We start from the raw sequence: 23,843 nt of genomic DNA on the forward strand, positions 1-23,843 counted from the left end.
AGATGTGTATACGCGACAGGGGCGGAGGTCACGGGGGGCGCGGGGGTGTCCCTCCGGGTCCCCGGGAATCGCCCTCCTACGCCCGCGGCGCCCTACGCCCGTGCCGTCTTACGCCCGCGCCGCCCTAAACCCGCACCCGCCTGCGCCCGCACGCACCCGCCCGCACCCGCACCCCGCCTACGCCCCCAGCAGCCGCGACACCGTATAGATCGCGAGCCCCGCCAGGGAGCCGACCACCGTGCCGTTGATCCGGATGAACTGCAGGTCACGGCCGATGTGCGCCTCGATCTTCTTCGAGGTGTGCTCCGCGTCCCAGCCCGCCACCGTGTCGGTGATGAGCGAGGTGATCTCGTCGCGGTACGTCGTGACCACGTAGACCGCCGCGCCCTCCACCCAGCCGTCGACCTTCTGCTGGAGCCGGCTGTCCGTCGCCATCCGCGCGCCGAGCGAGAGCAGCGAGGCCCGCACGCGCAGCCGCAGCTCGCTGCGCTCGTCCTCGGCGGCGGCCACGATCATGGAACGCACCGCCGACCACGTCGAGGCGATCAGGTCCTGCACCTCGCCGCGGGCGAGGATCTCCCGCTTGAGGCGCTCCACGCGTTCGCGGGTGTCCGAGTCGGACTGGAGGTCGGCGGCGAAGTCGGTGAGGAAGCGGTCGACGGCGCCGCGCGCGGGGTGCTCGGGCATGTCCCGCATCTCGGTGACGAAGCGGAGCAGCTCCTTGTAGACCCGCTCGCCGACCTTCTTGTCGACGAACCGCGGGGTCCAGCCGGGCGCGCCGCCCTGCACCGCGTCCATCACCGAGTCGGCGTGCTCGACCAGCCAGTCGTGGGCGCGGACGCAGACGAGGTCGACGACGCGCCGGTGGCCGCCGTCCGCGACGACCTTCTCCAGCATCTTGCCCATGCCGGGGGCGATCTCCTGGGCGTCGGCGCGGCGCGTGACGGCCTCGCCGACGACGGCCTGCACGTCGGAGTCGCGCAGGACGGTCAGGGCGCCGCGCAGGGCCGTGGCGAGCTCGGCGGTGACGCGGTCGGCGTGCGCGGGCTCGGCGAGCCAGGCGCCGAGGCGGCCGCCGATGCCCACCGCGTGCAGCCGGCCGCGCACGACGTCGGCGGAGAGGAAGTTCTCCCCGACGAAGTCGCCGAGGGAGGCGCCCAGTTGGTCCTTCTTGTTCGGGATGATCGCCGTGTGCGGGATGGGGATGCCCAGCGGGTGGCGGAAGAGAGCCGTCACGGCGAACCAGTCGGCGAGCGCGCCGACCATGCCGGCCTCGGCCGCGGCGGCGACGTACCCCGCCCAGGGGCCGGCGCCGGAGTTCTGCGCCCACTTCGCCAGGACGTAGACGAGCGCGACGAAGACGAGCAGGCCCGTCGCCGTGATCTTCATCCGGCGGACGCCGCGGCGCTTCTCCTCGTCGGCCGCGCTGTACGTGAAGCCGCCCGCGCCGACAGGAGCACCGCCTCCTACGCCGACGGGGGCACCGCCTGCTCCGAACGGGGCGCCGCTTGAAGAGCGAACTTCACGGGCATGCTGCCCACGGCTCCCCTCGTCCGTTTCAGTCACTTCCTCCGCTTTTGTGCGTTCCACTCACTCCACCCGGCCCGTTCGCCTCGTCCTCATCCGCATGGTTCCCACGTCCTGTGTCCTGATTGTCCCCATGTCCGTGTGTCATGCGCCCCTTCCTGACCTACTCCTGGAACGGACGACAAGTTCCCGGCGTCTGAGAGGACGGAGGGGGGCAGTGTCGGCCGCCTCACGGCCCATGACGCATCATGGGGTGATCACACCGGAGCCTCGGGGCTCCCCCTGCCCGAGGAGAAAGAGCCCGCATGACCAAGCGTCACGGTTATGCCCTTCTCGCCGCGGTCCTCGCGGTCATAGTGGTGGTTTCCGCCGCGATATACCTCGGTGTCTCAGGCACCGACGACAGCTCCAAGGACTCCATCAGCGCGGGTCCGCGCACCCCGCGCAACTCCGCCGCGCCCGCTTCCTCCGGCACCTGGGTCGGCTCCTGGTCGGCCTCGCCCGCCGGCGCCGAACCGGGCACCGCGCAGAAGGGGTTCGCCGGCCGCTCCATCCGCAACGTCGTGCACACGAGCGTCGGCGGCACCAGCGCCCGCATCACCCTCTCGAACCTCTACGGCACCACGCCGCTCAGCGTCACGCACGCCTCGGTCGCCCTGGCCTCCGCCACGAACGACCCGGCCGCCGCGCCCGGCACGCTGCGCCGCCTCACCTTCAACGGCAACACCTCGGTGGTCGTCCCGCCGGGCGCCCAGGTGATGAGCGACGCGGCCCGGCTGCGCGTCCCGCACGACGCGGACCTCCTGGTCACCACCTACTCGCCCACCCCGTCGGGCCCGGTCACCTACCACCCGCACGCGCGCCAGATCAGCTACGTCGCCGACGGCGACCGCACCGAGGACCAGAGCGGCGCCGCGTACACCGAGCAGAGCCCGTTCTGGCGCTACCTCTCGGCGGTGGACGTGCTCAGCAACGAGACGGACGGCACCGTCGTCGTCTTCGGCGACTCCATCACCGACGGCATCTCCTCCACGATGGGCGCCAACCGCCGCTGGACCGACGTGCTCGCCGACCGGCTGCGCGCCGAGTCGGGCGCGCCGCGCTACGGCGTCGTGAACCAGGGCATCAGCGGCAACCGCATCCTGTCCGACGGGCGCGGCAGCCCCGCCGCCAACCCGTCCGGCCTCTCCCGCTTCGACCGCGACGTCCTGGACCGCACCGGCGTCAAGGCCGTCGTGATAGCGCTCGGCGTCAACGACATCCTGCGCAACCCGCACCAGAACGACCCGGACCGCATCGTCGAGGGCCTGCGCGAGCTGACCCGGCAGGCGCACACCCGCGGGCTGCGCGTGGTCGGCGCGACGCTGATGCCGTTCGGCGGCCACCGCGGGTACGAGCCCGCGCTGGAGGCGGTCCGCCAGTCGGTGAACGAGCAGATCCGCTCGGGCAAGGTCTTCGACGACCACGTCGACTTCGACCGGGCGCTGCGCGATCCGTACGACCCGCGCAAGCTGCGGCCGCTGTACGACTCGGGCGACCACCTGCACCCGTCCGACGCCGGCTACCGCCGGATGGCGGAGACGTTCGACCTGGCCCACCTGAAGGGGTCGGCCGCGGCGGAGCTGTAGCGCACCGCCTCAGTCCCGGTCCCCGCGCTCCAGGCGGTGCCGTTCCTCCTGCCGAAGGCGATGCTGCTCGGCGCGCTCCCAGTGCGCCGCGCGGCGCTCCTCACGGGCCTCCAGCCGCGCCTGGCGCCGCTCCTCCTTGATCCGCAGCTTCTCCGTCCTGCGGATCTTGCGGTCCACGCCCACGCCGCCCATCAGGGCCACGCCCTTGACGACCACGCGGGGTGAGCCGGGCGTACCGACGCCCGTCGCCTGGTCGTCGAAGCCGCCCATGATGCCGAAGCCCTTGACCACGACGTTCATCTCCGGCGGCACGATGACCTGCAGGCCGCCCATGATCGTGAAGCAGCGGATCTCCACGTCGGGCGAGGCGAAGTAGGCCTCGCGCAGGTCGATCTCGCCGCCGCCCCACATCGCGAACGCGGTGAACACCCGCCCGACCGTCCAGCCGCCCTTGCGGCCGAACCCGCTCCAGAAGGCGAAGCCGCCGACCGACGACGGCTCGCCGGTCACCATCCGCTGGTCCCAGTCGATGGCGGCGGGGTCCGCGTCCACCGGCCGCTTCACCATGGACACCTTGGCGGCGCCGTGCGACGGCAGGTCGCGGGTGATCGGCTCCAACTCGCCGTACGTACGCGCCTTGTAGGTCGCGTCGAGGCGCTCCTCGAACTCCGTCATGTCCAGACGGCCCTCGGCCATCGCGTCCCGGAGCTGTTCGGCGACCCGCTCGCGGTCGGCGTCGGAGGCCCTCAGGTCACGCCCGGGGTGCTCGGGGGGCGTCCCCCCGGAGGATGCGGCTTCGCTCATACGGTGCAGCCTACGAGGTAGCCTTCTCCCCGTACATCTTGGCGATGACCGCCTCGATGTCCGGTTCCCTGACCGAGAGATCGACCATCGGGTAGCGCTCCGCGATCCGCGCGACGAGCGGAGCCGCCGACTCCGCCGCCGGGAAGGCCAGCCACTGGCGCGGACCCTCCACCTTCACCACGCGCGCCGACTCGGCCTCGATCGGCGGAAGTTCGCGTTCCAGGTCCACGACCAGGGTGCGCTCGCTCTCCCCCACCTCGTGCAGCCCCGCCAGCGCGCCGTCGTACATCAGCCGGCCGTGGTCGATCACCATCACGCGCTTGCACAGCTGCTCGATGTCGGTCAGGTCGTGCGTGGTGAGCAGGACCGTCGTGCCCGACTCGGCGTTCAGGTCCCGCAGGAACTCCCGTACCTTCGCCTTGCTGATGACGTCCAGGCCGATCGTCGGCTCGTCCAGGTACAGCACCTCCGGGTCGTGCAGCAGCGCCGCGGCGATGTCGCCGCGCATCCGCTGGCCCAGCGAGAGCTGGCGCACGGGGACGTCCAACAGCGCGCCCAGTTCGAGCAGTTCGACGCACCGGTCGAGGTTCTCGGCGAAGCGCCCGTCGGGGATGCGGTACATGCGGTGCATCAGGCGGTACGAGTCGATCAGCGGCAGGTCCCACCACAGCGTCGTGCGCTGCCCGAAGACGACGCCGATGCGCCGGGCCAGGCGGGTGCGCTCGCGGGACGGGTCGATGCCCGCGACGCGCAGCCGGCCGCCGCTCGGCGTGAGGATGCCCGTCAGCATCTTGATGGTCGTCGACTTCCCGGCGCCGTTGGGCCCGATGTAGCCGACCATCTCGCCGCGCGGCACCGTGAAGGAGATCCCGTCGACGGCCCGCACCTGGTGCCGCTCGCGCCGCAGGAACCCGGTCTTCTTGCGTACGTCGAAGACCTTCTCGACGCCTTCGAGCTCGATGAGGTCTGGTTCCACGGCGGTTCAGCTCCCTGTGCTGCGGTACGAACGAAGGCCCGCGCGCCAGGCCAGACCGGCCAGGGCGAGCGTGCAGACGGCCACCAGCGGCGGCGTGAACGCCACCCACCGGGGCAGGTCCAGCGGATAGGGCCGGCCCAGCACGTACAGGCCGGGCAGCCAGTTGACGAAGGCGAGCGGCAGCACGAACGTCACGCCGCGCAGCAGCTCCTTGGCGAAGACGGTCGGCGGGTACTGGAGCAGGGTCGTGCCGCCGTACGTGAAGGCGTTCTGCACCTCGGCCGCGTCCTGCGCCACGAACTGGAAGGCGCCGCCCGCCACGAACACGGACCCGAAGATGACCGCGCCGCACACCAGCATCAGCGGCACCATCAGGACCTTGAGCACGTTCCAGTCGACGTCCACGGCCACGAGGGCGTACCCGAGGACGAGCGCGCCCTGGGTGACGCGGCCGATCCGGTGCAGCCCGAAGCGGTCGGCGGCGACCTGCGCGATCACCGGGGCGGGCCGCACCAGGAGCGTGTCCAGCGTCCCGTCGCGCACCCGCCGGCCCAGCCGGTCCATGGAGCCGATCACGAGGTCGGCGAGCCCGAACGCGGTGCACGAGACGCCGTACAGGAACGCCACTTCGGGCAGCGCGTAGCCGCCGAGGCGGTCCACCTGCGAGAACATCAGCAGGATCGCCACGAAGTCGAAGGCGGTCACCGCGAGGTTGCCGAGCGCGGTCATCGCGAACGACATGCGGTACGCCATGAGGGAGCGGATCCACATGGCGGAGATCAGCCGGTAGGCGCGCAGCCCGTCCCGCACCCGGCTCACCCGGTCCGCCGCGGGCCGGCGGGTCGACTCAGCCACCCTGGACCACCACCCGTCGTGTGGCGACCACTTGGAGCAGCCGCCCGGCGGTGAGCAGCGCCGCCGCCCAGCCGATCTGGAAGGCGTACGCGCGCAGCAGCCCGGCGCCCGTGTACGTGCCGAGGAACACGTCGGCGGGCACCTGGAGCTGCGCCGACCAGGGCAGCGCGCGGGCGAACTCGCCGAGCGCGCCCGGGAAGACGTTCAGCGGCAGCAGCATCCCGGAGAAGAACGTGCCCGCGAGCATCGCGATCTGCGTCACACCCGCGCCGTCCATCAGCCAGAACGCGGAGAGCGCGACCAGGAAGCGGATCGCGTAGCTGACCAGCACGCCGAGCACCACGGCGAGCAGGAACGCCGCCCAGCGCAGCGCGTCCGGGGGCAGCGTCAGGTCGAAGACGAACGCTCCGAAGACCATCGGCAGGACCCCGCGCCCCACCAGCTGGAACGCGGCCCGGCCCAGGTCGGTCGCCAGCCACCAGGCCTGGAGGTCGACGGGCCGGTACAGGTCGATCGCGATGTCGCCGGTGCGGATTCGCTCGATCAGCTCGTTCTCGAAGCCGCCGCCCATGAGCGCCATCACGGTGAGCAGGCCCTGGCCGAGCCACACGTAGGTGAGGGCCTGGGACTGGTCGTATCCGCCGAGGCCGGGCCGCTCGTCCCAGAGCGCGAGGTAGGTGTAGGCGAGAATGAGCCCGAAGACGGTGTTGGTGAACACCCCGGCCGCCGTCGCGACCCGGTACGTGGCGTATCTCCGGAAGCCCCCTTCGGCGACGGCCGCGTACAAACGGAACCGTCCTGTACGCACGAGCATCCCTTTCACAGTGAGCCTCGTCCCGAATCGGACCAAAGCGACGGAGCCTAGTGCGATCGGTGTCGCTCGTGCCAGGCATTTTCGGCGCCGGGGCGCGTGCCTGGTCACGAAGGGGTGTGGCGACGGTGTGCAATGGGGTTTACGAGGCGTACTGGACGTACGACGCTAACCGGGAGTTCCGCGAGAGATGAGCGACGAGCCGCAGCAGCAGGATCCTGCCGGACACCAGGGCCGGCCGCCCAGGGAGCCGCAGGACACGCCCGCCGGCACCCCCGAGGACCCGGCCGAGGGGGCGAAGGGAGCGGCGGAGGGCGCGGCCGCGAAGAAGGCGCAGACGCCGCCCCCGGGCGCCGCGGGCGCGGCGGGCTCCGGAACGGCGGCCAAGGGCTCGGAGGGCGCCGAGACGGGCTCTGAGGGGCCTCGGACGGGCCCCCGGGCCGACTCCCCGGCGACCGGAGCCGGAACCGGTGCCGGAACCGGAGCTGGTCACGGAGCCGGTGCCGGAGCTGCTCCCGACGCCGGGACCACGCAGATCCCTGCCGTGAGCGCGGCGGCGGGCGCGGGCGCCGGGGCGGCGGCCCCGGGGACGGCCGCGTCGGCGGCGGCGCCCTCCGGCCCCGCGGCCGACGGCACCGACGGCACCGACGGGAAGAAGCCGAAAAAGGCCAAGCGCCCCAAGCGCAAGGGCTGGCGGCGGATCTTCCCGACCTGGCGCATGGTCCTCGGCGGCTTCATCCTGCTGATCCTGCTCTGCGTCGGCGGCTTCATGGCTGGCTACATGCTGGTCGACATCCCGCCGGCGAACGCCGCGGCGACCAAGCAGAGCAACGTCTACCTGTACTCCGACGGCACCCAGATCGCCCGCGACGGCGAGGTCAACCGCGAGAAGGTGCCCCTCAAGCAGATCCCGCTCACCGTCCAGCACTCCGTGCTCGCCGCCGAGGACCGCGACTTCTACGGGGAGTCCGCGGTCGACCCCAAGGCGATGATCCGCGCCGCCTGGAACACCGTCACCGGCAAGGGCAAGCAGTCGGGCTCCACCATCACCCAGCAGTACGTGAAGAACTACTACCTGGGCCAGGAGCAGACGGTCACCCGCAAGGTGAAGGAGTTCTTCATCTCGATCAAGCTGGACCGCGAGGTGAGCAAGGACGACATCCTCGCGGGCTATCTGAACACCAGCTACTTCGGCCGCAACGCGTACGGCGTCCAGGCCGCCGCCCAGGCCTACTACGGCAAGGACGTCGAGAAGCTCTCCGTCGCCCAGGGCGCCTACCTCGCGACGCTGCTCAACTCCCCCAACGCGTACGACGTCGCCACCCACCCCGAGAACAAGTCCCGCGCCATGGGCCGCTGGAACTACGTCCTGGACGGCATGGTCACGGAGGGCTGGCTCAGCAGGTCCGACCGGGCCGGCATGAAGTTCCCGATGCCCGACGAGGCCAAGGGCGCGGCGGGCCTGTCCGGGCAGCGCGGCTATGTCGTCAAGGCCGTCGAGGACTATCTGACGTCCAACAAGATCATCGACGAGGAGACGCTGGCCAAGGGCGGCTACCGCATCACCACGACCCTCCAGAAGGACCGTCAGGAGGCCTTCAAGAAGGCCGTCGAGGACCAGGTGATGTCGAAGGTCGACAAGGACGCGCGCAAGGTCGACCGCAACGTCCGCGCGGGCGGCGCCTCCATCGACCCGGCCACCGGCAAGGTCGTCGCGATGTACGGCGGCATCGACTACACCAAGCAATATGTCAACAACGCGACGCGGCGCGACTACCAGGTCGGATCGACCTTCAAGCCGTTCGTGTTCACCTCCGCGGTGGAGAACGGCTCGGTCACCCAGGACGGCCGCGCGATCACCCCGAACACCGTCTACGACGGCACCAACAAGCGTCCCGTGCAGGGCTGGAGCGGCGGCGCGTACGCCCCCGAGAACGAGGACCAGGTCTCCTACGGCAACATCACCGTCAGCGAGGCCACCGACAAGTCCGTGAACTCGGTGTACGCGCAGATGGCCGTCGACGTCGGCTCCGACAAGGTCAAGGACACCGCGATCGCCCTCGGCGTCCCGGAGAGCACCCCCGACCTCACCGCCTCCCCCTCCATCGCGCTCGGCCCGTCCACCGCGAGCGTCCTGGACATGACCGAGGCGTACGCGACGCTCGCCAACCACGGCAAGCACGGCACGTACACGATCGTCGAGAAGATCACCAAGGACGGCGCGGAGGTCGAGCTGCCGGGCAAGGACACCGAGCAGGCCGTGTCCCGCGAGGCCGCCGACACCACCACCTCGATCCTGCAGAGCGTCGTCCAGGGCGGCACCGGCACGGCGGCGCAGGGCGCGGGCCGCCCCGCGGCGGGCAAGACCGGCACCGCGGAGAACGACACGGCGGCCTGGTTCGCCGGCTACACCCCGGACCTCGCGACGGTGGTCGCCGTCATGGGCCAGGACCCGGACACCGGTGCGCATACGCCGCTGTACGGCGCGCTCGGCGAGCAGCGCATCAACGGCGGCGCCTACCCGGCGCGCGTCTGGGCGCAGTTCACCAAGGCCGCCCTGGAGGGCAAGCCCGTCAAGGACTTCGACCTGGAGCTGGAGCAGGGCGCGGACCTGCCGCCGGTGCCCGACCCGACGACGGGCGGCGCCACCACGGGCGACCAGGACACCGGCGGCACCACGGACGGCGGGGCCACCACGGGTGACCAGGACAACGGCGGCGCCACGACCGGCGGCCAGGACAACGGCGGCGCGACCACCGGGGGCCAGGACAACGGCGGCCAGACCGGTGGGCAGACGGGCGGCCAGACGGGTGGCCAGACCGGCGGACAGGACCCCGGGGGCACCACCGACGGGGGCGCCACGGACGGCGGGGCGACGGACGGCGGCGCCACCCAGGGCGGCCCGACGGGCGGCGGCACCGATACGGGAGGGGGCGGCGCGGCCACCGACGGCGGCGCCACGGACGGCGGCGCGCTGGGCGGCCTCACGGACGGCTAGCCGCCGCCCCCTCGGGGGCGTCAGTGGCCGGAGGTCGCCTTCAGGCCGACCACAGCCACCAACAGCAGACAGACGAAGAAGATGCGCGCGGCGGTGACGGGCTCACCCAGGATCACCATGCCCAGCACCGCCGCGCCGGCCGCGCCGATGCCGACCCACACGCCGTACGCGGTACCGATGGGCAGCGTCTTGGCGGCCTGCGACAGCAGCATCATGCTCGCGACGATGCCCGCGCCCGTGAACACGCTGGGCCACAGCCGGGTGAATCCGTCGGTGTACTTCATCCCGATCGACCAGCCCACCTCGAGCAGACCGGCGACGATCAACAGAACCCAGGCCATGACGGCACCTCCGACACACGGAACGCGGAACGCGTTGCTTGAAAGGGGGTGCGTCGTCTTTGCGGAACCCGGTACGGCGCGTCTCGTCGGGGTCCCTCCAAGGTAGCAAAGGCCGCGCAAAAGGGGCTGGTGACGATGGTCACCAGCCCCTTGCGCGTACGGCTGCCCGCTGACGCGCGCGGCGCCGTCTACAGGTACAGGCCCGTGGAGTCCTCGGAGCCCTCGAACCGGTCGGCGGCCACGGCGTGCAAGTCGCGCTCCCGCATCAGGACGTAGGCCACGCCGCGCACCTCGACCTCGGCGCGGTCCTCGGGGTCGTACAGGACCCGGTCGCCCGGCTCGACCGCACGGACGTTCTGCCCGACCGCGACCACCTCGGCCCAGGCGAGCCGCCGGCCCACGGCCGCGGTCGCGGGGATGAGGATGCCGCCGCCGGAGCGCCGCTCGCCCTCGCCGGTGTCCTGCCGCACGAGCACGCGGTCGTGCAGCATGCGGATGGGCAGCTTGTCGTCGTGGTGGGTCTTCTCGCTCACGCCCCGAACCTACCTGTCCCGGCGGGAACCGTGGGCTCCCGGGTCGGCTCCCGTGCCGGACGGGGTCAGTCGCCGCGCCGCCGCGAGCTCACCACGAGGAGCCCCACGAGGCCCACGGCCACCAGGGCGACCGGGACGATGCGCTCGATACGGGGCGAACCGTCCTCCGTGACGAGCTGCCCCTTGACGTCCGAGACGAAGCGGTTCGCCCCGACGTACGCCCGGCCCAGTGAGTTGTCCACGCTCGCGACGACCTTCGCCTTCGCGTCGCCGACGATCGTCTTCGGGTGGACCCGCACCCCGATCTCGTCGAGGGTCTCGGCCAACTGGTCGCGCCGGCGCTTGATGTCCGCCTCGATCTGCGCAGGGGTCCTGGCATCCGCATCCGACACCGCGCTGCCTCCGTGGTCGTATCCGAGAGTGAGTGAATGTGTGACCCACAGTCTGTTGCCCCACAGTCTGTCAGCTTCACGGTCACCGCACCCCACGGCACCCCCATTACGCTCGTGACCGTCACTGCCCCCCTCGCGAGGAGACCGAGAGACATGAGCGAGCGACTCCAGCCCGGCGACACCGCCCCCGCCTTCACCCTGCCCGACGCCGACGGCAAGGACGTCTCGCTGGCCGACCACAAGGGCCGCAAGGTCATCGTGTACTTCTACCCGGCCGCCCTCACCCCCGGCTGCACCAAGCAGGCCTGCGACTTCACGGACAACCTCGACGCGCTCGCGGCCGCCGGGTACGACGTCATCGGCGTGTCCCCCGACAAGCCGGAGAAGCTCGCGAAGTTCCGCGAGAAGGAGAACCTCAAGGTCACGCTGGTCGGGGACCCCTCCAAGGAGACCCTGGAGGCGTACGGCGCCTTCGGCGAGAAGAAGCTGTACGGCAAGGTCGTGACCGGCGTCATCCGCTCGACCGTCGTCGTCGACGAGGAGGGCAAGGTCGAACACGCCTTCTACAACGTGAAGGCGACCGGCCACGTGGCGAAGATCATCAAGGACCTCGGCATCTGACCGACACGCCGTGACGCACGCGCCGTGCGCCGCCCACTGTGACGAAGGCCCCCTCCCGGGGGCCTTTCGTTTGCCATGGCCATCTTGGAGCAAGTGATCCCAGGGGAACATGCCCGAAGAACGAAAGGATCCACTCCATGGCGGCCCACGAAGAGACCGAGGCCGACGCCGAGGCGGTCAAACGCCATCGCGCCCTGTTCCGGGCCGTGAAACGCCGCAGGAATCCACCGCTGCGGCGCACCGACATCACGGTCACGGACGAGGCCGCGGTCAAACGAGCGGTCAAGGCGGCCTCGCTCGGCAACGCCATGGAGTGGTTCGACTTCGGCATCTACAGTTATCTGGCCGTCACGATCGGCCATGTGTTCTTCCCGTCCGGGAACGACACGGCGCAGCTGATCTCGTCGTTCGCGACCTTCGCGGTGTCGTTCCTCGTACGCCCGCTCGGCGGTATGGTCTTCGGCCCGATGGGCGACAAGATCGGCCGCAAGAAGGTCCTCGCGCTGACGATGATCATGATGGCGATCGGCACGCTCGCCATCGGCCTGATCCCGTCCTACGACACGATCGGCTTCTGGGCGCCCGCCCTCCTGATCTTCTTCCGCCTCGTCCAGGGCTTCTCCACGGGCGGCGAGTACGGCGGCGCCTCGACCTTCATCGCCGAGTACGCGCCCGACAAGCGCCGCGGCTACTTCGGCAGCTTCCTGGAGATGGGCACCCTCGCCGGCTACACCGGCGCGGCGGGCCTCGTCCTCGTCCTCAACTCCGCGCTCGGCTCCGACACCATGGAGTCCTGGGGCTGGCGCGTCCCGTTCCTCGTCGCGGGCCCGCTCGGCCTCGTCGGCCTCTACCTGCGGCTGCGCCTCGACGAGACGCCGGCCTTCCAGAAGCTGGAGGACGAGACCTACCACTCCGCCTCGGAGGGCGCCTCCAGCGTCGAGTCGACCGCCAAGGGCGACCTCGCGAAGATCTTCCGCGAGTACTGGCCGACGCTGCTCCTGTGCATCGCCCTGGTCGGCGCGTACAACGTCACCGACTACATGCTGCTCTCGTACATGCCGACGTATCTCTCCGACGAACTCGGCTACGACGACTCGCACGGCCTGCTGATCCTCATCGGCACGATGGTCGTCCTGATGCTGATCATCACTCAGGTCGGCAAGCTCTCCGACCGCTTCGGCCGCAAGCCGCTCCTGATGACGGGCATGGTGGGCTTCCTGGTCCTGTCCCTGCCGGCGTTCCTCCTCATCAAGCAGGGCAGCCTGCTCGCGGTCTCCGGCGGCATGCTGCTGCTCGGTCTCTCCCTGGTCTGTCTGCTCGGCACGATGTCGGCGACGCTGCCCGCCCTGTTCCCCACCCCGGTCCGCTACGGCTCCCTCTCGGTGGGCTACAACCTCTCCGCCTCCCTCTTCGGCGGCACGGCTCCCCTGGTCATCACGGCCCTGATCAGCCTCACGGGCACGGACCTGGTCCCCGCGTACTACTCGATGGCAGCGGCGCTGGTCGGCATCATCGCGGTCGCCTGCCTGAAGGAAACGGCCCAGAAGCCCCTGGCGGGCTCCCCTCCGTCGGTCGAGACGAAGGAGGAGGCGGCAGAGCTGGTCGAGGCCCAGGCCCCGGCGCCGAAGTTCTGACGCTCCCCTCCGGCCCGGAACGGCCCGCCCCGCCGCCAAGCGGGGCGGGCCGTTCCATTTTCGGGCGTGACTGTCTGATAAGCGGTTCGTTGCTCTGTACGAGGCTGCGAACGTGCGGCCGAGACAGGGAGGGCGACATGCCGGTCAGTCGGTACACCAAGGAGCGGCTGGAAGAGGCGGCCCAGTCGTCACGGACGCTGTCCGAGGCGCTGGGAAAGGTGGGGGTGGATCCGAAGAGTTCGACGCGAGGGTACGTGCGGGATCGGATGCGGAGGCTGGGGGTGGACATGTCGCACTTCGAGCGCGAGGGGACGCGGTGGACCCGTGAGGTCCTCGAGCCTGCGGTCGCCGCGTCGAAGAGCGTGAACGACGTACTGCGGCACCTGGGAATCGAGGTCGTGGGCGGCCATCACACGAACATCTCCCGTGGCATCAAGGCGTATGGCATCGATACGTCGCACTTCCGGCAGCCGTCCCGGCTCGGCATTCCCCGACAGCGCCACAGCCCGGACCGCCTCCTGGTCGCTCAGGAGCCGACGAGCGCGCGACGCATCCAGGGCGACCGGCTCAGGCGGGCCATGACCGAGCTCGGCGTCGCAGAGCGGTGCGCGATGTGCGGAACGGAACCGCTGTGGCGAGGGCATCCGCTGCCTCTGGAGGTCGACCACATCGACGGCGACTGGCGCGACAACAGGATCGAGAACCTTCGGCTGCTGTGCCCCAACTGCCACTCGACCACGGACACCTATCGCGGTCGCGGGAAGGGGCGCCGGTCATGAGCGAGCCGGTCCGCTATACGCGGGAGTTGCTGGCGGAGGCCGCCGAGAGCTGTTCCGGCATCGACGAGGTCATCGCTTTCTTGGGAACACGTCCTTACGGGAGCCTCCGCAGCCATCTGTTCAAGCGGTTCGACCACTTCGGGATCGATGTATCCCACTTCCCCCGTGCACGGCGGGGAGCGTGCCGCAGACCTTCGCCCGACAAACTACGGCAGGCGGTCTCTCAGGCCTCGTCCGTCGCGGGAGCACTGCGCATTCTGGGTATCGCGACGAATGGCCGTCACTCTCTCCTGTTCCGTCGATGGGTGGCAGAGGACGGGATCGGCACCTCCCATTTCCTCGGCCAAGCCCACCGTCGGGACAAGCCCGGGACGACGCCGCTGAAGACGGCGACCGAGCTGCTCGTCAAACACGACGGCCGACGTCGCACCAAGACCGCCCTCCTGCGCCGGGCCCTGCGTGAGGTCGGCGTGCCCGAGTTCTGCGCCGAGTGCGGAACCCCACCCGAATGGAACGGTCGGCCCATGACGCTGGAGATCGATCACATCAACGGAGAGGGGAGCGACGACCGGCGCGAGAACCTTCGGCTGCTGTGCCCCAACTGCCACGCGGTCACCGACACATGGTGCAGAGGCGGGAAACGGCGTCGCCCGCAGTGCCGCCCCGCGCCATCGGTACCATAGACGGGCACGCGGCCGTTGCTGAATGGTATAAGCAGAGGTTTTAGGTGCCTCGGGGCATTTGCCCATGTGGGTTCGACTCCCATCGGCCGCACACACAGCAGAGGGGGCCGTCCGCATCGGACGGCCCCCTCTGCCGTTCCTCAGCCCAACAGCTCCCGCACCACCGGCACCAGCTCCCGGAACGCCTTGCCGCGGTGGCTGATCGCGTTCTTCTCGGCCGCCGTGAGCTCCGCGCACGTGCGGGTGTCGCCGTCCGGCTGGAGGATCGGGTCGTAGCCGAAGCCGCCCGTGCCGGCGGGGGACGTGCGGAGGGTGCCGAGGAGGCGGCCTTCGACCACGCGCTCCGTGCCGTCGGGCAGCGCGAGGGCCGCGGCGCAGGCGAAGTGGGCGCCGCGGTGTTCCGCGGCGATGTCGCCGAGCTGGGCCAGGAGCAGGTCGAGGTTGGCCTGGTCGTCGCCGTGGCGGCCCGCCCAGCGGGCGGAGAAGATGCCGGGGGCGCCGCCGAGGACGTCCACGCAGAGGCCGGAGTCGTCGGCGACGGCGGGCAGGCCGGTGGCCTTGGCGAGGGCGTGCGCCTTGAGCAGGGCGTTCTCGGCGAAGGTGACGCCGGTTTCCTTGACGTCGGGGATCTCGGGGTAGGCGTCCGCGCCGACGAGGTCGTGCGCGAGGCCTGCGTCGGCGAGGATCGCCTTCAGTTCCGTGATCTTGCCGGCGTTGCGGGTGGCGAGGATGAGGCGGGTCATGCCCCCAGTATCCCGGGGGCGCGACCCGCGTCCGTCACGGCGTGCAGACCTTGGTCAGTTCGCCGGCGGCGTCCGTGACCGGGCTGACGTCCGGGGTGGAGTCGCCGTTCTTGATGGAGTCGCGGACGTTGTCCACGGCCTTGTCGAGGTCGTCGACGGCCTTGTTGATGTCGGTGTTGTCGGTCTTGTCGCCGATCTTGTCGAGGTTCTTGCCGATGTCGTCGAGCGCCTTGTCCGCCTCGGCCGGGTTGTCGCCGGCGTTCTCGACGGCCTGCTGCAGGTCGGTGACGCTGTCGGCGATGGTGTCTGCGGTCTGTACGCAGTCGAGCGCCTTGTCGACGGCGCTGCAGCCGATGAGTCCGACGCCGGCCGGTACGGCGATCAGGACTGCGGCGACGGTGGTGGCGATACGACGGTGGCGCGCGGCCATGGTTCGGTCCCTCCCCAGGGGTGCGGACGGGCGCACGGTTCTGCCCGCGCGCCCGTACTCCTAACAACGCCCGCCAAGGGGTCGTTGGTTGCCTCTACCGGTGGCTGTCGCGTACCGGTGACTACGGCGTGGTGAGCGTGCCCTCGAGCGCGGCGCGCTGGTAGGCCGCGAGTTCCTCGCAGCCGCCGACCGCGAGGTCGAGCAGGGCGTTGAGCTCCTTGCGGTCGAAGGGCTCGGCCTCGGCGGTGCCCTGGACCTCGACGAAGCGGCCGTCGCCGGTGCAGACGACGTTCATGTCGGTGTCGGCCTTCACGTCCTCCTCGTAGCGGAGGTCGAGCAGCGGCACGCCGCCGACGATGCCGACGGAGACGGCGCTGACGGTGCCGGTGAGGGGCTGTCGGCCGTGCTTGACGAGCTTCTTGCCCTGGGCCCAGGTGACGGCGTCGGCGAGGGCGACGTAGGCGCCGGTGATGGCGGCGGTGCGGGTGCCGCCGTCGGCCTGGAGGACGTCGCAGTCCAGGACGATGGTGTTCTCGCCGAGGGCCTTGTAGTCGATGACGGCGCGCAGGGAGCGGCCGATGAGGCGGCTGATCTCGTGGGTGCGGCCGCCGATCTTGCCGCGGACGGCCTCGCGGTCGCCGCGGGTGTTGGTGGAGCGCGGCAGCATGGAGTACTCGGCGGTGACCCAGCCTTCGCCGCTGCCCTTGCGCCAGCGCGGGACGCCTTCGGTGACGGAGGCCGTGCAGAAGACCTTGGTGTCGCCGAAGGAGATGAGGACGGAGCCCTCGGCGTGCTTGCTCCAGCCGCGCTCGATGGTGATGGGGCGGAGCTGTTCGGGGGTGCGGCCGTCGATGCGGGGCGTAGAGGACATGGGGCTGAGCCTATCCGGACATGGCTGAGGGCCCCTCACCCCTGAGCGGGGAGGGGGCCCTCGGTGGTGAGTTCAGGAACTCACATCATGTCTTCGATGTCCGCGGCGATCGGGTCGGCGTCCGTGCCGATGACGACCTGGACGGCGGTGCCCATCTTGACGACGCCGTGGGCGCCGGCGGCCTTCAGGGCGGCGTCGTCGACCAGGGCGGGGTCCTTGACCTCGGTGCGGAGGCGGGTGATGCAGCCCTCGACCTCTTCGATGTTGTCGATGCCGCCGAGCCCGGCAACGATCTTCTCAGCCTTGCTGGCCATGGTGTTTCTCCCTGCTTTTAAAGGATGCGGCCTCGACGCACCGTAGGTCCGCTTTGCCACGGTAACGCACGGTTGGACCATCTTCGCGGGCGGTTACGGCAGTCGTGCCCAATGATGACGATCACGGTGCCGTCCCTCATCGGTCGGCACTCCCACCCGTTCCGCAACTGGTCTACACCAGTTTTCAACGACCGCCAAACCTGGCTTGTTCCGGGAGGGACGCCGATGAGTTCCGACGCCGCAGCGGTGCCACAGAAGAAGTGGTGGAACGGCCTGTTCCAAGGCCTCCAGAAGATGGGCCGCAGCCTCCAGCTGCCCATCGCGGTCCTGCCCGCCGCGGGCATCCTCAACCGGCTCGGCCAGCCCGACGTGTTCGGCGACGACGGCCTGGGCTGGACGAACGTGGCGAAGGTCTTCGCGGCGGCGGGCGGCTCCCTGCTCGACTCCTCGCTCGGCCTGCCCCTGCTGTTCTGCATCGGCGTCGCCATCGGCATGGCGAAGAAGGCGGACGGCTCCACGGCCCTCGCGGCGGTCGCCGGCTTCCTCGTCTACTACGCGGTCCTGCGCGCCTTCCCCGACGACTGCCCGGCGGACACCACCTTCGGCGGCGCGGGCATGTGGAGCGGGGTGTGCGTCGCCGAGGACGGGACGGTGGCGCAGGCCGCGTACCAGAATCCAGGGGTCTTCGGCGGCATCGTGATGGGCCTGCTCGCCGCCTGGTTCTGGCAGCGGTACCACCGCGTGAAGCTGGTCGACTGGCTCGGCTTCTTCAACGGCCGCCGGCTCGTGCCGATCATCATGGCCTTCGTCGGCCTGATCTTCGCCGGGATCTGCGTGTGGATCTGGCCGCCCATCGGTGACGCGCTGACCAGCTTCTCCAAGTGGCTGGTGGACCTCGGCTGGCTGGGCTCGGGCATCTTCGGTGTCGCCAACCGCGCGCTGCTCACGGTGGGTCTGCACCAGTTCCTGAACACGTTCGTGTGGTTCCAGTTCGGCGACTTCACCAAGCCGGACGGCACGGTCGTGCACGGTGACATCAACCGCTTCCTCGCGGGCGACCCGACGGCGGGCCAGTTCACCTCGGGCTTCTTCCCGATCATGATGTTCGCGCTGCCCGCCGCGGCCCTCGCGATCACCCACTGCGCGCGCCCGGAGCGCCGCAAGGTGGTCGGCGGCATGATGCTCTCGGTCGGCCTGACGTCGTTCGTCACGGGCATCACCGAGCCGATCGAGTACTCGTTCCTCTTCATCGCGCCGCTGCTGTACGCGCTGCACGCGGTGCTCACCGGCGTCTCGATGGCGGTGACGTGGGCGCTGGGCGTGAAGGACGGCTTCAGCTTCTCCGCGGGACTGATCGACTACGTCATCAACTGGAGTCTGGCGACCAAGCCATGGCTGATCATTCCGATCGGTCTGTGCTTCGCCGTCGTGTACTACGTCGTATTCCGCTTCGTCATCACGAAGTTCAATCTGCCGACCCCGGGACGCGAACCGGAGGAGGAGGCAGAGGCCTTGGACGCGGAGCAGACCAAGGCGTAGAGCCCGGCGCGGGACCGCCGCCCCGCCCCTTCCACAAGGCCCTCGGACCTCGGATCCGGGGGCCTTTGGTCTGCCATTTCCGGATATGGCTCAGGCCACAGGAATCGCGGGTTCCTTACGCCACCTTCACCGTGCTACAACAGGTCTACACCACTAATTGGTGTAGACCACGCGGCCTTCTCGCCGCGTCCCCCGGAGACGCCGCCGTCCCCCACTTCCTTGTCCCCAGGCGGCGCCTTGCCCTCCCCCAGCCTCCGGCCGGGGGTACCCCCTGGAGGAAGTTGTGTCCACGGCCAGTGCCGCCCCCGCGGCCGACAAGAAAAAGGGCGCCGGCGTGATGGCCGTGCTGCAGCGGATCGGCCGCAGCCTCATGCTGCCGGTCGCCGTGATGCCCGCCGCCGCGCTCCTCGTGCGGCTCGGCGCCGACGACATGCTCGGCCGGGACTCGTTCCCGACCTGGATCACCAAGATCGCGAGCTACATGGCGGCGGGCGGTGGCGCGATCATCGACAACATCGCGCTCCTGTTCTGCGTCGGCATCGCGATCGGCTTCGCCAAGAAGTCCGACGGCTCCACCGGCCTCGCGGCCGTCGCGGGCTACCTGGTCTTCCAGAAGGTGCTCGCCACCTTCACCGACAGCAACCTGCCGAAGGTCCAGTCGGTCGTCGACGGCAAGATCGTCGAGAACGCCGCCCCGGTCAACGCCGGTGTGCTCGGCGGTGTGGTCATGGGCATCGTCGTCGCCCTGCTGTACCAGAAGTTCTACCGGACCAAGCTCCCCGACTGGGCGGGCTTCTTCGGCGGCCGCCGTCTCGTCCCGATCCTGTCGTCCTTCGCGGGCCTGGTCATCGGCATCGTCTTCGGTCTGATCTGGCCGGTCCTCGGCGCCGGTCTGCACAACTTCGGTGAGTGGCTGGTCGGTTCGGGCGCCGCGGGCGCGGGCATCTTCGGTGTCGCCAACCGCGCGCTGATCCCGATCGGCATGCACCACCTCCTGAACTCCTTCCCGTGGTGGCAGGCGGGCGACTACAACGGCGCCCACGGCGACATCCCGCGCTTCCTCGCCGGTGACCCGAGCGCCGGACAGTTCATGACCGGCTTCTTCCCGATCATGATGTTCGCGCTGCCCGCGGCCTGCCTCGCGATCACGCACTGCGCCCGTCCCGAGCGCCGCAAGGTCGTCGGCGGCATGATGTTCTCGCTCGCGCTCACCGCGTTCGTCACGGGCATCACGGAGCCCATCGAGTTCACCTTCATGTTCATCGCGCCGGTCCTGTACGCGATCCACGCGGTGCTCACCGGTGTCTCCATGGCCCTGACCTGGGCGCTCGGCATGAAGGACGGCTTCGGCTTCTCGGCCGGCTTCATCGACTACGCGCTGAACTTCGGCGCGGCCACCAAGCCGATCGGCCTGGCCGTGGTGGGTCTGTGCTTCGCGGCGGTCTACTACGTGGTCTTCCGCTTCGCGATCACCAAGTTCAACCTCCCGACGCCGGGCCGCGAGTCCGACGAGGAGCTCGCGGAGCTCCAGAAGGCGGAGGCGAAGTAGTCTCCTCCCGCACTTGGGGACGTAAGCCCCGCGCCGTTGGTACCAACGGCGCGGGGCTTCGTCATGTGCGGCCGATTACGGTCGAGGTATGACGACCGAACGCATTCTGGACCTCGACCGCGAACGACTCTCCGCCCTGCGCGGGCGTGACCTGACCACCGCCGTGGCCGCCGCCGAGGGGCGCACCATGGTCGCCGAGGTCTTCGCCGACCGGGCCGCCCTGATCCCGGTGCCGGGCATGCCCGGCGTCCACAACGCCGAGCTCGTCGCGGCCTTCGGCGCCGACATCGTCGTGCTGAACCTCATCGAGCGCGCCTGGGACGGCGAGCGGCTCGACCTGCCGGGACTCGGCACCTTCACCTCGATCGCCGACCTCGCCGCGTACATCGGCCGTCCCGTCGGCATCAACCTGGAGCCGGGCGACGTCCCCGAGATCCGCCGCGCCAAGCCCGAGTACGCCAAGCGGCTCGTGGACATGGGCGCCGCGATGCTCTGTCTGACGGCGAACCCGGGCACGGGCGGCTCCTACGAGGGCCTCGCGCGGGTCACCGAGGAGCTGCGCGCGGGCCTCGGCGACGACGTGGCGCTGTGGAGCGGCAAGATGCACCACGCGGGCCACCCGGAGCGGGTCACGGTGGAGCGGCTGACCTCTCTGGTGGCGGCGGGCGCGGACGGCGTCGTGATGCCCCTGCCGGGCACGCTGCCGGGCGTCACCAAGGAGCTGGCCGCCGAGGCCGTGGCGGCCGCGCAGGACGCGGGCGCGGTGGTGATGGGCGCGATCGGCACCAGCCAGGAGGGCAGCCACGCGAACGTGGTGCCCCAGCTCGCGCTGACCGCGAAGGAGGTGGGCATCGACGCCCACCACTTCGGGGACTCGTTCCTGCCGGGGATGTGCGACCCGGAGGTCATGTACGACTACTCGGTCGCGATCCGCGGCCGCCGCCACACCTGGAACCGGATGGCCCTGGGCGGCCGCGGTCACCGCACGGCCTGAACCTCAGATCTCGTACGTCGCGCCGGGCGCCGCGAGGGCCGTGGGGCCCGCGTAGGCCGAGCGCGCGTCGGCGAGGTTCACCTGCGGGTCCGTCCACGGCGGGATGTGGGTCAGCAGCAACCTTCCTGCGCCCGCCTTCCGGGCGGACTCGCCCGCCTCGCGGCCGTTGAGGTGCAGGTCGGGGATGTTCTCCTTGCCGTGCGTGAAGGCCGCCTCGCACAGGAACAGGTCGGTGCCCGCGGCGAGTTCGTCCAGGACGTCGCACGGTCCGGTGTCCCCGGAGTACGTGAGGGACTTCCCGCCGTGCTCGACGCGGATGGCGTACGCCTCGACGGGGTGGCACACCTTCTCGGTGCGCACGGAGAACGGGCCGATCTCGAACGACGCCGGCTTGACCGTGTGGAAGTCGAAGACCTCGCTCATCGAGGACGCCGAGGGCGTGTCGGCGTACGCGGTGGTCAGACGCTGCTCGGTGCCCTCGGGGCCGTGGACCGGGATGGGGGCGCAGCGGCCGCCCTCGTGCCGGTAGTAGCGCGCCACGAAATACGCGCACATGTCGATGCAGTGGTCCGCGTGCAGATGGCTGAGGAAGATCGCGTCGAGGTCGTACAGACCGATATGGCGCTGCAGCTCGCCGAGGGCGCCGTTGCCCATGTCGAGCAGCAACCGGAAGCCGTCGGCCTCGACGAGGTAGCTCGAGCAGGCCGAGTCCGCGGACGGAAACGAGCCCGAGCAGCCGACGACGGTGAGCTTCATGAAGCTGGAACCTCCGCGCTGACAGGGGGGCTGGCAGAAGAGCCGGGGGGTGTGCGGTCCGTCGAGCGTAAGGCGCAAAAGGGCTGGTCGCTCCTCCGTCGCGGGCCGTTGTGGGGGAACTCACCTGCGGTGTCACCGGTTCGGGGGGCTTGTGGGGCGCCCGGGATGCGGTGGGCGGCAGGGGGCGTACGCCGGTACCGTCATGCGTATGGACACGTCCTGGTGGCTCGCGCTGGCCGCCGTGGTGGTGCTCGCGCTGGTCGTCACGCTGGTGGACGGCTGGGGGCGCGGGCCCCGGAAGCGGAGTACCCGGCCGCCGGGCCGGGCCCGGCCGCCGCGGGGGCCCCGGCATCGGCTGCCCGCGCCGCGGCCGGCGGAGATCTGGTGGGCGAGGGTGCCCTACGAGGACGGGCCCGGCGGCAAGGACCGGCCGTGTCTGGTGCTGTCCGTGCGCGGGGAGAGCGCGCTGGTCGCGAAGATCACCAGCAAGTACCACGACGAGCGCGCGGGCGTGATCCCGCTGCCGCCGGGCTCGGTGGGCGACGCGCACGGCCGGCCGAGCTTCCTGGAGACGGACGAGCTGCGGGACGTGCCGCTGGAGGAGTTCCGGCGCAGGGCCGGGGTGGTGGATCCGGTCCTCTGGGACCAGGTCAGGTATCTGGCCGGATAGCCGGAACGCCGGACGGGCCGGGAGTCCCGGCCCGTCCGGCGTGCGAGGACGGAATCGGCGGAGCCGGTGAGCGACGGCTCCCCGGGCGGCCGGGCCCTACGCCCAGAGCTGGCCCTGGAGCGTCTCGATGGCCTCTTCCGTGGTGGCCGCGGTGTAGACGCCCGTCGACAGGTACTTCCAGCCGCCGTCGGCGACGACGAAGACGATGTCCGCGGACTCCCCCGCCTTGACCGCCTTCTTGCCGACGCCGATCGCCGCGTGCAGCGCCGCGCCGGTGGAGACGCCCGCGAAGATGCCCTCCTGCTGGAGGAGTTCACGGGTGCGGGTCACCGCGTCCGCCGAGCCGACGGAGAAGCGGGTGGTGAGCACCGAGGCGTCGTACAGCTCGGGGACGAAGCCCTCGTCGAGGTTGCGCAGGCCGTAGACGAGGTCGTCGTAGCGCGGCTCGGCGGCCACGATCCTGACGTCGGGCTTGTGCTCGCGCAGATAGCGGCCGACGCCCATGAGCGTGCCCGTCGTGCCGAGGCCCGCCACGAAGTGGGTGACCGAGGGGAGGTCGGTGAGGATCTCCGGTCCGGTCGTGGCGTAGTGGGCACCGGCGTTGTCGGGGTTGCCGTACTGGTAGAGCATCACCCAGTCCGGATGCTCGGCGGCGAGCTCCTTGGCCACGCGGACCGCGGTGTTGGAGCCGCCCGCCGCCGGGGACGAGATGATCTCGGCGCCCCACATGGCGAGCAGGTCGCGCCGCTCCTGCGAGGTGTTCTCCGGCATGACGCACACGATGCGGTAGCCCTTGAGCCTGGCCGCCATGGCGAGCGAGATGCCGGTGTTGCCGGAGGTCGGCTCCAGGATCGTGCAGCCGGGCGTCAACCGGCCGTCCTTCTCGGCCTGTTCGACCATGTGGAGGGCCGGCCGGTCCTTGACGGAACCGGTCGGGTTGCGGTCCTCCAGCTTGGCCCAGATGCGGACGTCGTCCGAGGGCGAAAGACGCGGCAGGCGGACGAGCGGGGTGTTGCCGACCGCGGCGAGCGGGGAGTCGTAGCGAGGCATCCGGGATCGGGCCTAGCGCATGCCGCCGGCGACGGCCGGCAGGATCGTGACGCTGTCGCCGTCGGCGAGCTTGGTGGAGATGCCGTCCAGGAAGCGGACGTCCTCGTCGTTCAGGTACACGTTCACGAAGCGGCGCAGCTTGCCGTCGTCCACGATGCGCTCGGCGATGCCCGCGTGCCGCGAGTCGAGGTCGGTGAAGAGCTCGGCGAGGGTGTCTCCACTGCCCTGGACGGCCTTCTCGCCGTCGGTGTAGGTGCGGAGAATGGTCGGGATGCGGACCTCGATGGCCATGCTGAGGGCTCCTGTCGGGAGTCGAGAAGTGCAGGTGATGGGCGCGCGGCGGCG

The 23,843-nt window shown here is 70.5% G+C and carries 25 protein-coding genes, 1 tRNA gene and 1 riboswitch; of the genes, 11 read left to right on the top strand and 15 right to left on the bottom strand.

Features of this window, described 5'->3' with window-relative positions; all coding sequences use genetic code 11:
• Positions 1 to 177: 177 nt before the first annotated feature.
• The gene (locus tag AOK22_RS02815; RefSeq protein ID WP_079036292.1) at positions 178 to 1,389 is read right to left on the bottom strand and encodes a DUF445 domain-containing protein; all 1,212 of its coding nucleotides are present in this window, start codon (positions 1,387 to 1,389) and stop codon (positions 178 to 180) included.
• A gap of 443 nt (positions 1,390 to 1,832) precedes the next feature.
• Between AOK22_RS02815 and AOK22_RS02820 the strand changes: the two genes are divergently transcribed.
• On the top strand, positions 1,833 to 3,155 hold the full coding sequence (locus AOK22_RS02820) for an SGNH/GDSL hydrolase family protein (protein WP_055696923.1): 1,323 nt from the start codon (positions 1,833 to 1,835) through the stop codon (positions 3,153 to 3,155).
• Between the two features lie 9 nt (positions 3,156 to 3,164).
• Here the strand turns inward: AOK22_RS02820 and AOK22_RS02825 are convergent, their stop codons facing one another.
• Genes AOK22_RS02825 through AOK22_RS02840 form a run of 4 tightly spaced genes read right to left on the bottom strand, consistent with a single transcriptional unit; the run spans position 3,165 to position 6,604 of the window.
• Positions 3,165 to 3,959 carry a DUF1707 domain-containing protein gene (locus AOK22_RS02825; protein WP_055696924.1) on the bottom strand — a complete coding sequence of 265 codons (795 nt, stop codon included), beginning with the start codon at positions 3,957 to 3,959 and terminating at the stop codon, positions 3,165 to 3,167.
• 10 nt (positions 3,960 to 3,969) lie between these two features.
• Positions 3,970 to 4,935 (bottom strand): ABC transporter ATP-binding protein, encoded by a 966-nt coding sequence (locus AOK22_RS02830; RefSeq protein ID WP_055696925.1) that lies wholly within the window; start codon positions 4,933 to 4,935, stop codon positions 3,970 to 3,972.
• 6 nt (positions 4,936 to 4,941) lie between these two features.
• Positions 4,942 to 5,790 carry an ABC transporter permease gene (locus tag AOK22_RS02835; protein ID WP_237773569.1) on the bottom strand — a complete coding sequence of 283 codons (849 nt, stop codon included), beginning with the start codon at positions 5,788 to 5,790 and terminating at the stop codon, positions 4,942 to 4,944.
• Positions 5,783 to 6,604, bottom strand: coding sequence for an ABC transporter permease (locus AOK22_RS02840; protein ID WP_055696926.1), 822 nt, complete (start codon positions 6,602 to 6,604; stop codon positions 5,783 to 5,785). Before AOK22_RS02840 ends, AOK22_RS02835 begins: the two co-directional genes overlap by 8 nt.
• A gap of 715 nt (positions 6,605 to 7,319) precedes the next feature.
• On the opposite strand from AOK22_RS02840, the gene AOK22_RS02845 reads away from it, so the two are divergent.
• On the top strand, positions 7,320 to 9,599 hold the full coding sequence (locus AOK22_RS02845) for a transglycosylase domain-containing protein (RefSeq protein ID WP_055696955.1): 2,280 nt from the start codon (positions 7,320 to 7,322) through the stop codon (positions 9,597 to 9,599).
• Positions 9,600 to 9,619: 20 nt separating this feature from the next.
• Here the strand turns inward: AOK22_RS02845 and AOK22_RS02850 are convergent, their stop codons facing one another.
• From AOK22_RS02850 to AOK22_RS02860, 3 genes are all read right to left on the bottom strand, one after another.
• A complete protein-coding gene (locus AOK22_RS02850) occupies positions 9,620 to 9,940 on the bottom strand; it encodes a DMT family transporter (protein WP_055568685.1) in 321 nt (106 codons plus the stop codon).
• A 47-nt stretch (positions 9,941 to 9,987) separates the two neighbouring features.
• Positions 9,988 to 10,057, bottom strand: a riboswitch (guanidine-III (ykkC-III) riboswitch).
• Between the two features lie 71 nt (positions 10,058 to 10,128).
• Complete coding sequence (locus tag AOK22_RS02855) at positions 10,129 to 10,473, bottom strand: GroES family chaperonin (protein ID WP_055696927.1); 345 nt, start codon at positions 10,471 to 10,473, stop codon at positions 10,129 to 10,131.
• 65 nt (positions 10,474 to 10,538) lie between these two features.
• Complete coding sequence (locus tag AOK22_RS02860; RefSeq protein WP_055696928.1) at positions 10,539 to 10,865, bottom strand: DUF3618 domain-containing protein; 327 nt, start codon at positions 10,863 to 10,865, stop codon at positions 10,539 to 10,541.
• 153 nt (positions 10,866 to 11,018) lie between these two features.
• On the opposite strand from AOK22_RS02860, the gene bcp reads away from it, so the two are divergent.
• From bcp to AOK22_RS02880, 5 genes are all read left to right on the top strand, one after another.
• On the top strand, positions 11,019 to 11,486 hold the full coding sequence (gene bcp, locus AOK22_RS02865; protein ID WP_055696929.1) for a thioredoxin-dependent thiol peroxidase: 468 nt from the start codon (positions 11,019 to 11,021) through the stop codon (positions 11,484 to 11,486).
• Between the two features lie 137 nt (positions 11,487 to 11,623).
• Complete coding sequence (gene proP / locus AOK22_RS02870; RefSeq protein ID WP_055696930.1) at positions 11,624 to 13,120, top strand: glycine betaine/L-proline transporter ProP; 1,497 nt, start codon at positions 11,624 to 11,626, stop codon at positions 13,118 to 13,120.
• Positions 13,121 to 13,257: 137 nt separating this feature from the next.
• Complete coding sequence (locus AOK22_RS02875; protein WP_055696931.1) at positions 13,258 to 13,899, top strand: HNH endonuclease signature motif containing protein; 642 nt, start codon at positions 13,258 to 13,260, stop codon at positions 13,897 to 13,899.
• Positions 13,896 to 14,582, top strand: coding sequence for an HNH endonuclease (locus AOK22_RS39395; RefSeq protein WP_079036294.1), 687 nt, complete (start codon positions 13,896 to 13,898; stop codon positions 14,580 to 14,582). Before AOK22_RS02875 ends, AOK22_RS39395 begins: the two co-directional genes overlap by 4 nt.
• An 8-nt stretch (positions 14,583 to 14,590) precedes the next feature.
• A tRNA-Leu gene (locus AOK22_RS02880) sits at positions 14,591 to 14,673 on the top strand.
• A 49-nt stretch (positions 14,674 to 14,722) separates the two neighbouring features.
• Here the strand turns inward: AOK22_RS02880 and rdgB are convergent.
• The 4 genes from rdgB to AOK22_RS02900 form a co-directional block, all read right to left on the bottom strand.
• Positions 14,723 to 15,325 carry an RdgB/HAM1 family non-canonical purine NTP pyrophosphatase gene (gene rdgB / locus AOK22_RS02885; RefSeq protein ID WP_055696932.1) on the bottom strand — a complete coding sequence of 201 codons (603 nt, stop codon included), beginning with the start codon at positions 15,323 to 15,325 and terminating at the stop codon, positions 14,723 to 14,725.
• 34 nt (positions 15,326 to 15,359) lie between these two features.
• On the bottom strand, positions 15,360 to 15,755 hold the full coding sequence (locus tag AOK22_RS02890; protein ID WP_055696933.1) for a hypothetical protein: 396 nt from the start codon (positions 15,753 to 15,755) through the stop codon (positions 15,360 to 15,362).
• 121 nt (positions 15,756 to 15,876) lie between these two features.
• Complete coding sequence (gene rph / locus AOK22_RS02895) at positions 15,877 to 16,626, bottom strand: ribonuclease PH (RefSeq protein WP_055696934.1); 750 nt, start codon at positions 16,624 to 16,626, stop codon at positions 15,877 to 15,879.
• An 80-nt stretch (positions 16,627 to 16,706) separates the two neighbouring features.
• Positions 16,707 to 16,940, bottom strand: coding sequence for a PTS sugar transporter subunit IIB (locus AOK22_RS02900; RefSeq protein WP_055553187.1), 234 nt, complete (start codon positions 16,938 to 16,940; stop codon positions 16,707 to 16,709).
• A 225-nt stretch (positions 16,941 to 17,165) separates the two neighbouring features.
• Between AOK22_RS02900 and AOK22_RS02905 the strand changes: the two genes are divergently transcribed.
• The 3 genes from AOK22_RS02905 (at position 17,166) to AOK22_RS02915 (ending at position 21,022) form a co-directional block, all read left to right on the top strand.
• Positions 17,166 to 18,479, top strand: a complete 1,314-nt coding sequence (locus AOK22_RS02905; RefSeq protein WP_055696935.1) for a PTS transporter subunit EIIC — start codon at positions 17,166 to 17,168, stop codon at positions 18,477 to 18,479.
• Between the two features lie 283 nt (positions 18,480 to 18,762).
• The gene (locus tag AOK22_RS02910) at positions 18,763 to 20,028 is read left to right on the top strand and encodes a PTS transporter subunit EIIC (protein WP_055696936.1); all 1,266 of its coding nucleotides are present in this window, start codon (positions 18,763 to 18,765) and stop codon (positions 20,026 to 20,028) included.
• Between the two features lie 88 nt (positions 20,029 to 20,116).
• The gene (locus tag AOK22_RS02915) at positions 20,117 to 21,022 is read left to right on the top strand and encodes a DUF7916 family protein (RefSeq protein WP_055696937.1); all 906 of its coding nucleotides are present in this window, start codon (positions 20,117 to 20,119) and stop codon (positions 21,020 to 21,022) included.
• A 3-nt stretch (positions 21,023 to 21,025) separates the two neighbouring features.
• Here the strand turns inward: AOK22_RS02915 and AOK22_RS02920 are convergent, their stop codons facing one another.
• Positions 21,026 to 21,778, bottom strand: coding sequence for an MBL fold metallo-hydrolase (locus AOK22_RS02920; protein WP_055696938.1), 753 nt, complete (start codon positions 21,776 to 21,778; stop codon positions 21,026 to 21,028).
• A gap of 208 nt (positions 21,779 to 21,986) precedes the next feature.
• Here AOK22_RS02920 and AOK22_RS02925 point away from each other — a divergent pair, with 208 nt between their 5' ends.
• On the top strand, positions 21,987 to 22,448 hold the full coding sequence (locus AOK22_RS02925) for a type II toxin-antitoxin system PemK/MazF family toxin (protein ID WP_055696939.1): 462 nt from the start codon (positions 21,987 to 21,989) through the stop codon (positions 22,446 to 22,448).
• 96 nt (positions 22,449 to 22,544) lie between these two features.
• On the opposite strand, the gene AOK22_RS02930 is transcribed toward AOK22_RS02925, so the two are convergent.
• Positions 22,545 to 23,498, bottom strand: coding sequence for a PLP-dependent cysteine synthase family protein (locus AOK22_RS02930; RefSeq protein WP_055696940.1), 954 nt, complete (start codon positions 23,496 to 23,498; stop codon positions 22,545 to 22,547).
• A 12-nt stretch (positions 23,499 to 23,510) separates the two neighbouring features.
• Positions 23,511 to 23,789, bottom strand: coding sequence for a MoaD/ThiS family protein (locus tag AOK22_RS02935; RefSeq protein WP_055696941.1), 279 nt, complete (start codon positions 23,787 to 23,789; stop codon positions 23,511 to 23,513).
• Between the last annotated feature and the right edge of the window lie 54 nt (positions 23,790 to 23,843).

It is taken from the genome of Streptomyces silaceus (genome assembly GCF_001419745.1).
Classification (GTDB): domain Bacteria; phylum Actinomycetota; class Actinomycetes; order Streptomycetales; family Streptomycetaceae; genus Streptomyces; species Streptomyces silaceus.

Bases quoted from the DNA above. Each gene is read 5' to 3' on its own strand.
- AOK22_RS02815 (WP_079036292.1), bottom strand. From the start codon at position 1,389: ATGAAGATCACGGCGACGGGCCTGCTCGTCTTCGTCGCGCTCGTCTAC.
- AOK22_RS02820 (WP_055696923.1), top strand. From the start codon at position 1,833: ATGACCAAGCGTCACGGTTATGCCCTTCTCGCCGCGGTCCTCGCGGTC.
- AOK22_RS02825 (WP_055696924.1), bottom strand. From the start codon at position 3,959: ATGAGCGAAGCCGCATCCTCCGGGGGGACGCCCCCCGAGCACCCCGGG.
- AOK22_RS02840 (WP_055696926.1), bottom strand. From the start codon at position 6,604: ATGCTCGTGCGTACAGGACGGTTCCGTTTGTACGCGGCCGTCGCCGAA.
- AOK22_RS02845 (WP_055696955.1), top strand. From the start codon at position 7,320: ATGGTCCTCGGCGGCTTCATCCTGCTGATCCTGCTCTGCGTCGGCGGC.
- AOK22_RS02850 (WP_055568685.1), bottom strand. From the start codon at position 9,940: ATGGCCTGGGTTCTGTTGATCGTCGCCGGTCTGCTCGAGGTGGGCTGG.
- bcp (WP_055696929.1), top strand. From the start codon at position 11,019: ATGAGCGAGCGACTCCAGCCCGGCGACACCGCCCCCGCCTTCACCCTG.
- proP (WP_055696930.1), top strand. From the start codon at position 11,624: ATGGCGGCCCACGAAGAGACCGAGGCCGACGCCGAGGCGGTCAAACGC.
- AOK22_RS02875 (WP_055696931.1), top strand. From the start codon at position 13,258: ATGCCGGTCAGTCGGTACACCAAGGAGCGGCTGGAAGAGGCGGCCCAG.
- AOK22_RS39395 (WP_079036294.1), top strand. From the start codon at position 13,896: ATGAGCGAGCCGGTCCGCTATACGCGGGAGTTGCTGGCGGAGGCCGCC.
- rdgB (WP_055696932.1), bottom strand. From the start codon at position 15,325: ATGACCCGCCTCATCCTCGCCACCCGCAACGCCGGCAAGATCACGGAA.
- AOK22_RS02890 (WP_055696933.1), bottom strand. From the start codon at position 15,755: ATGGCCGCGCGCCACCGTCGTATCGCCACCACCGTCGCCGCAGTCCTG.
- rph (WP_055696934.1), bottom strand. From the start codon at position 16,626: ATGTCCTCTACGCCCCGCATCGACGGCCGCACCCCCGAACAGCTCCGC.
- AOK22_RS02900 (WP_055553187.1), bottom strand. From the start codon at position 16,940: ATGGCCAGCAAGGCTGAGAAGATCGTTGCCGGGCTCGGCGGCATCGAC.
- AOK22_RS02905 (WP_055696935.1), top strand. From the start codon at position 17,166: ATGAGTTCCGACGCCGCAGCGGTGCCACAGAAGAAGTGGTGGAACGGC.
- AOK22_RS02915 (WP_055696937.1), top strand. From the start codon at position 20,117: ATGACGACCGAACGCATTCTGGACCTCGACCGCGAACGACTCTCCGCC.
- AOK22_RS02920 (WP_055696938.1), bottom strand. From the start codon at position 21,778: ATGAAGCTCACCGTCGTCGGCTGCTCGGGCTCGTTTCCGTCCGCGGAC.
- AOK22_RS02925 (WP_055696939.1), top strand. From the start codon at position 21,987: ATGGACACGTCCTGGTGGCTCGCGCTGGCCGCCGTGGTGGTGCTCGCG.
- AOK22_RS02930 (WP_055696940.1), bottom strand. From the start codon at position 23,498: ATGCCTCGCTACGACTCCCCGCTCGCCGCGGTCGGCAACACCCCGCTC.
- AOK22_RS02935 (WP_055696941.1), bottom strand. From the start codon at position 23,789: ATGGCCATCGAGGTCCGCATCCCGACCATTCTCCGCACCTACACCGAC.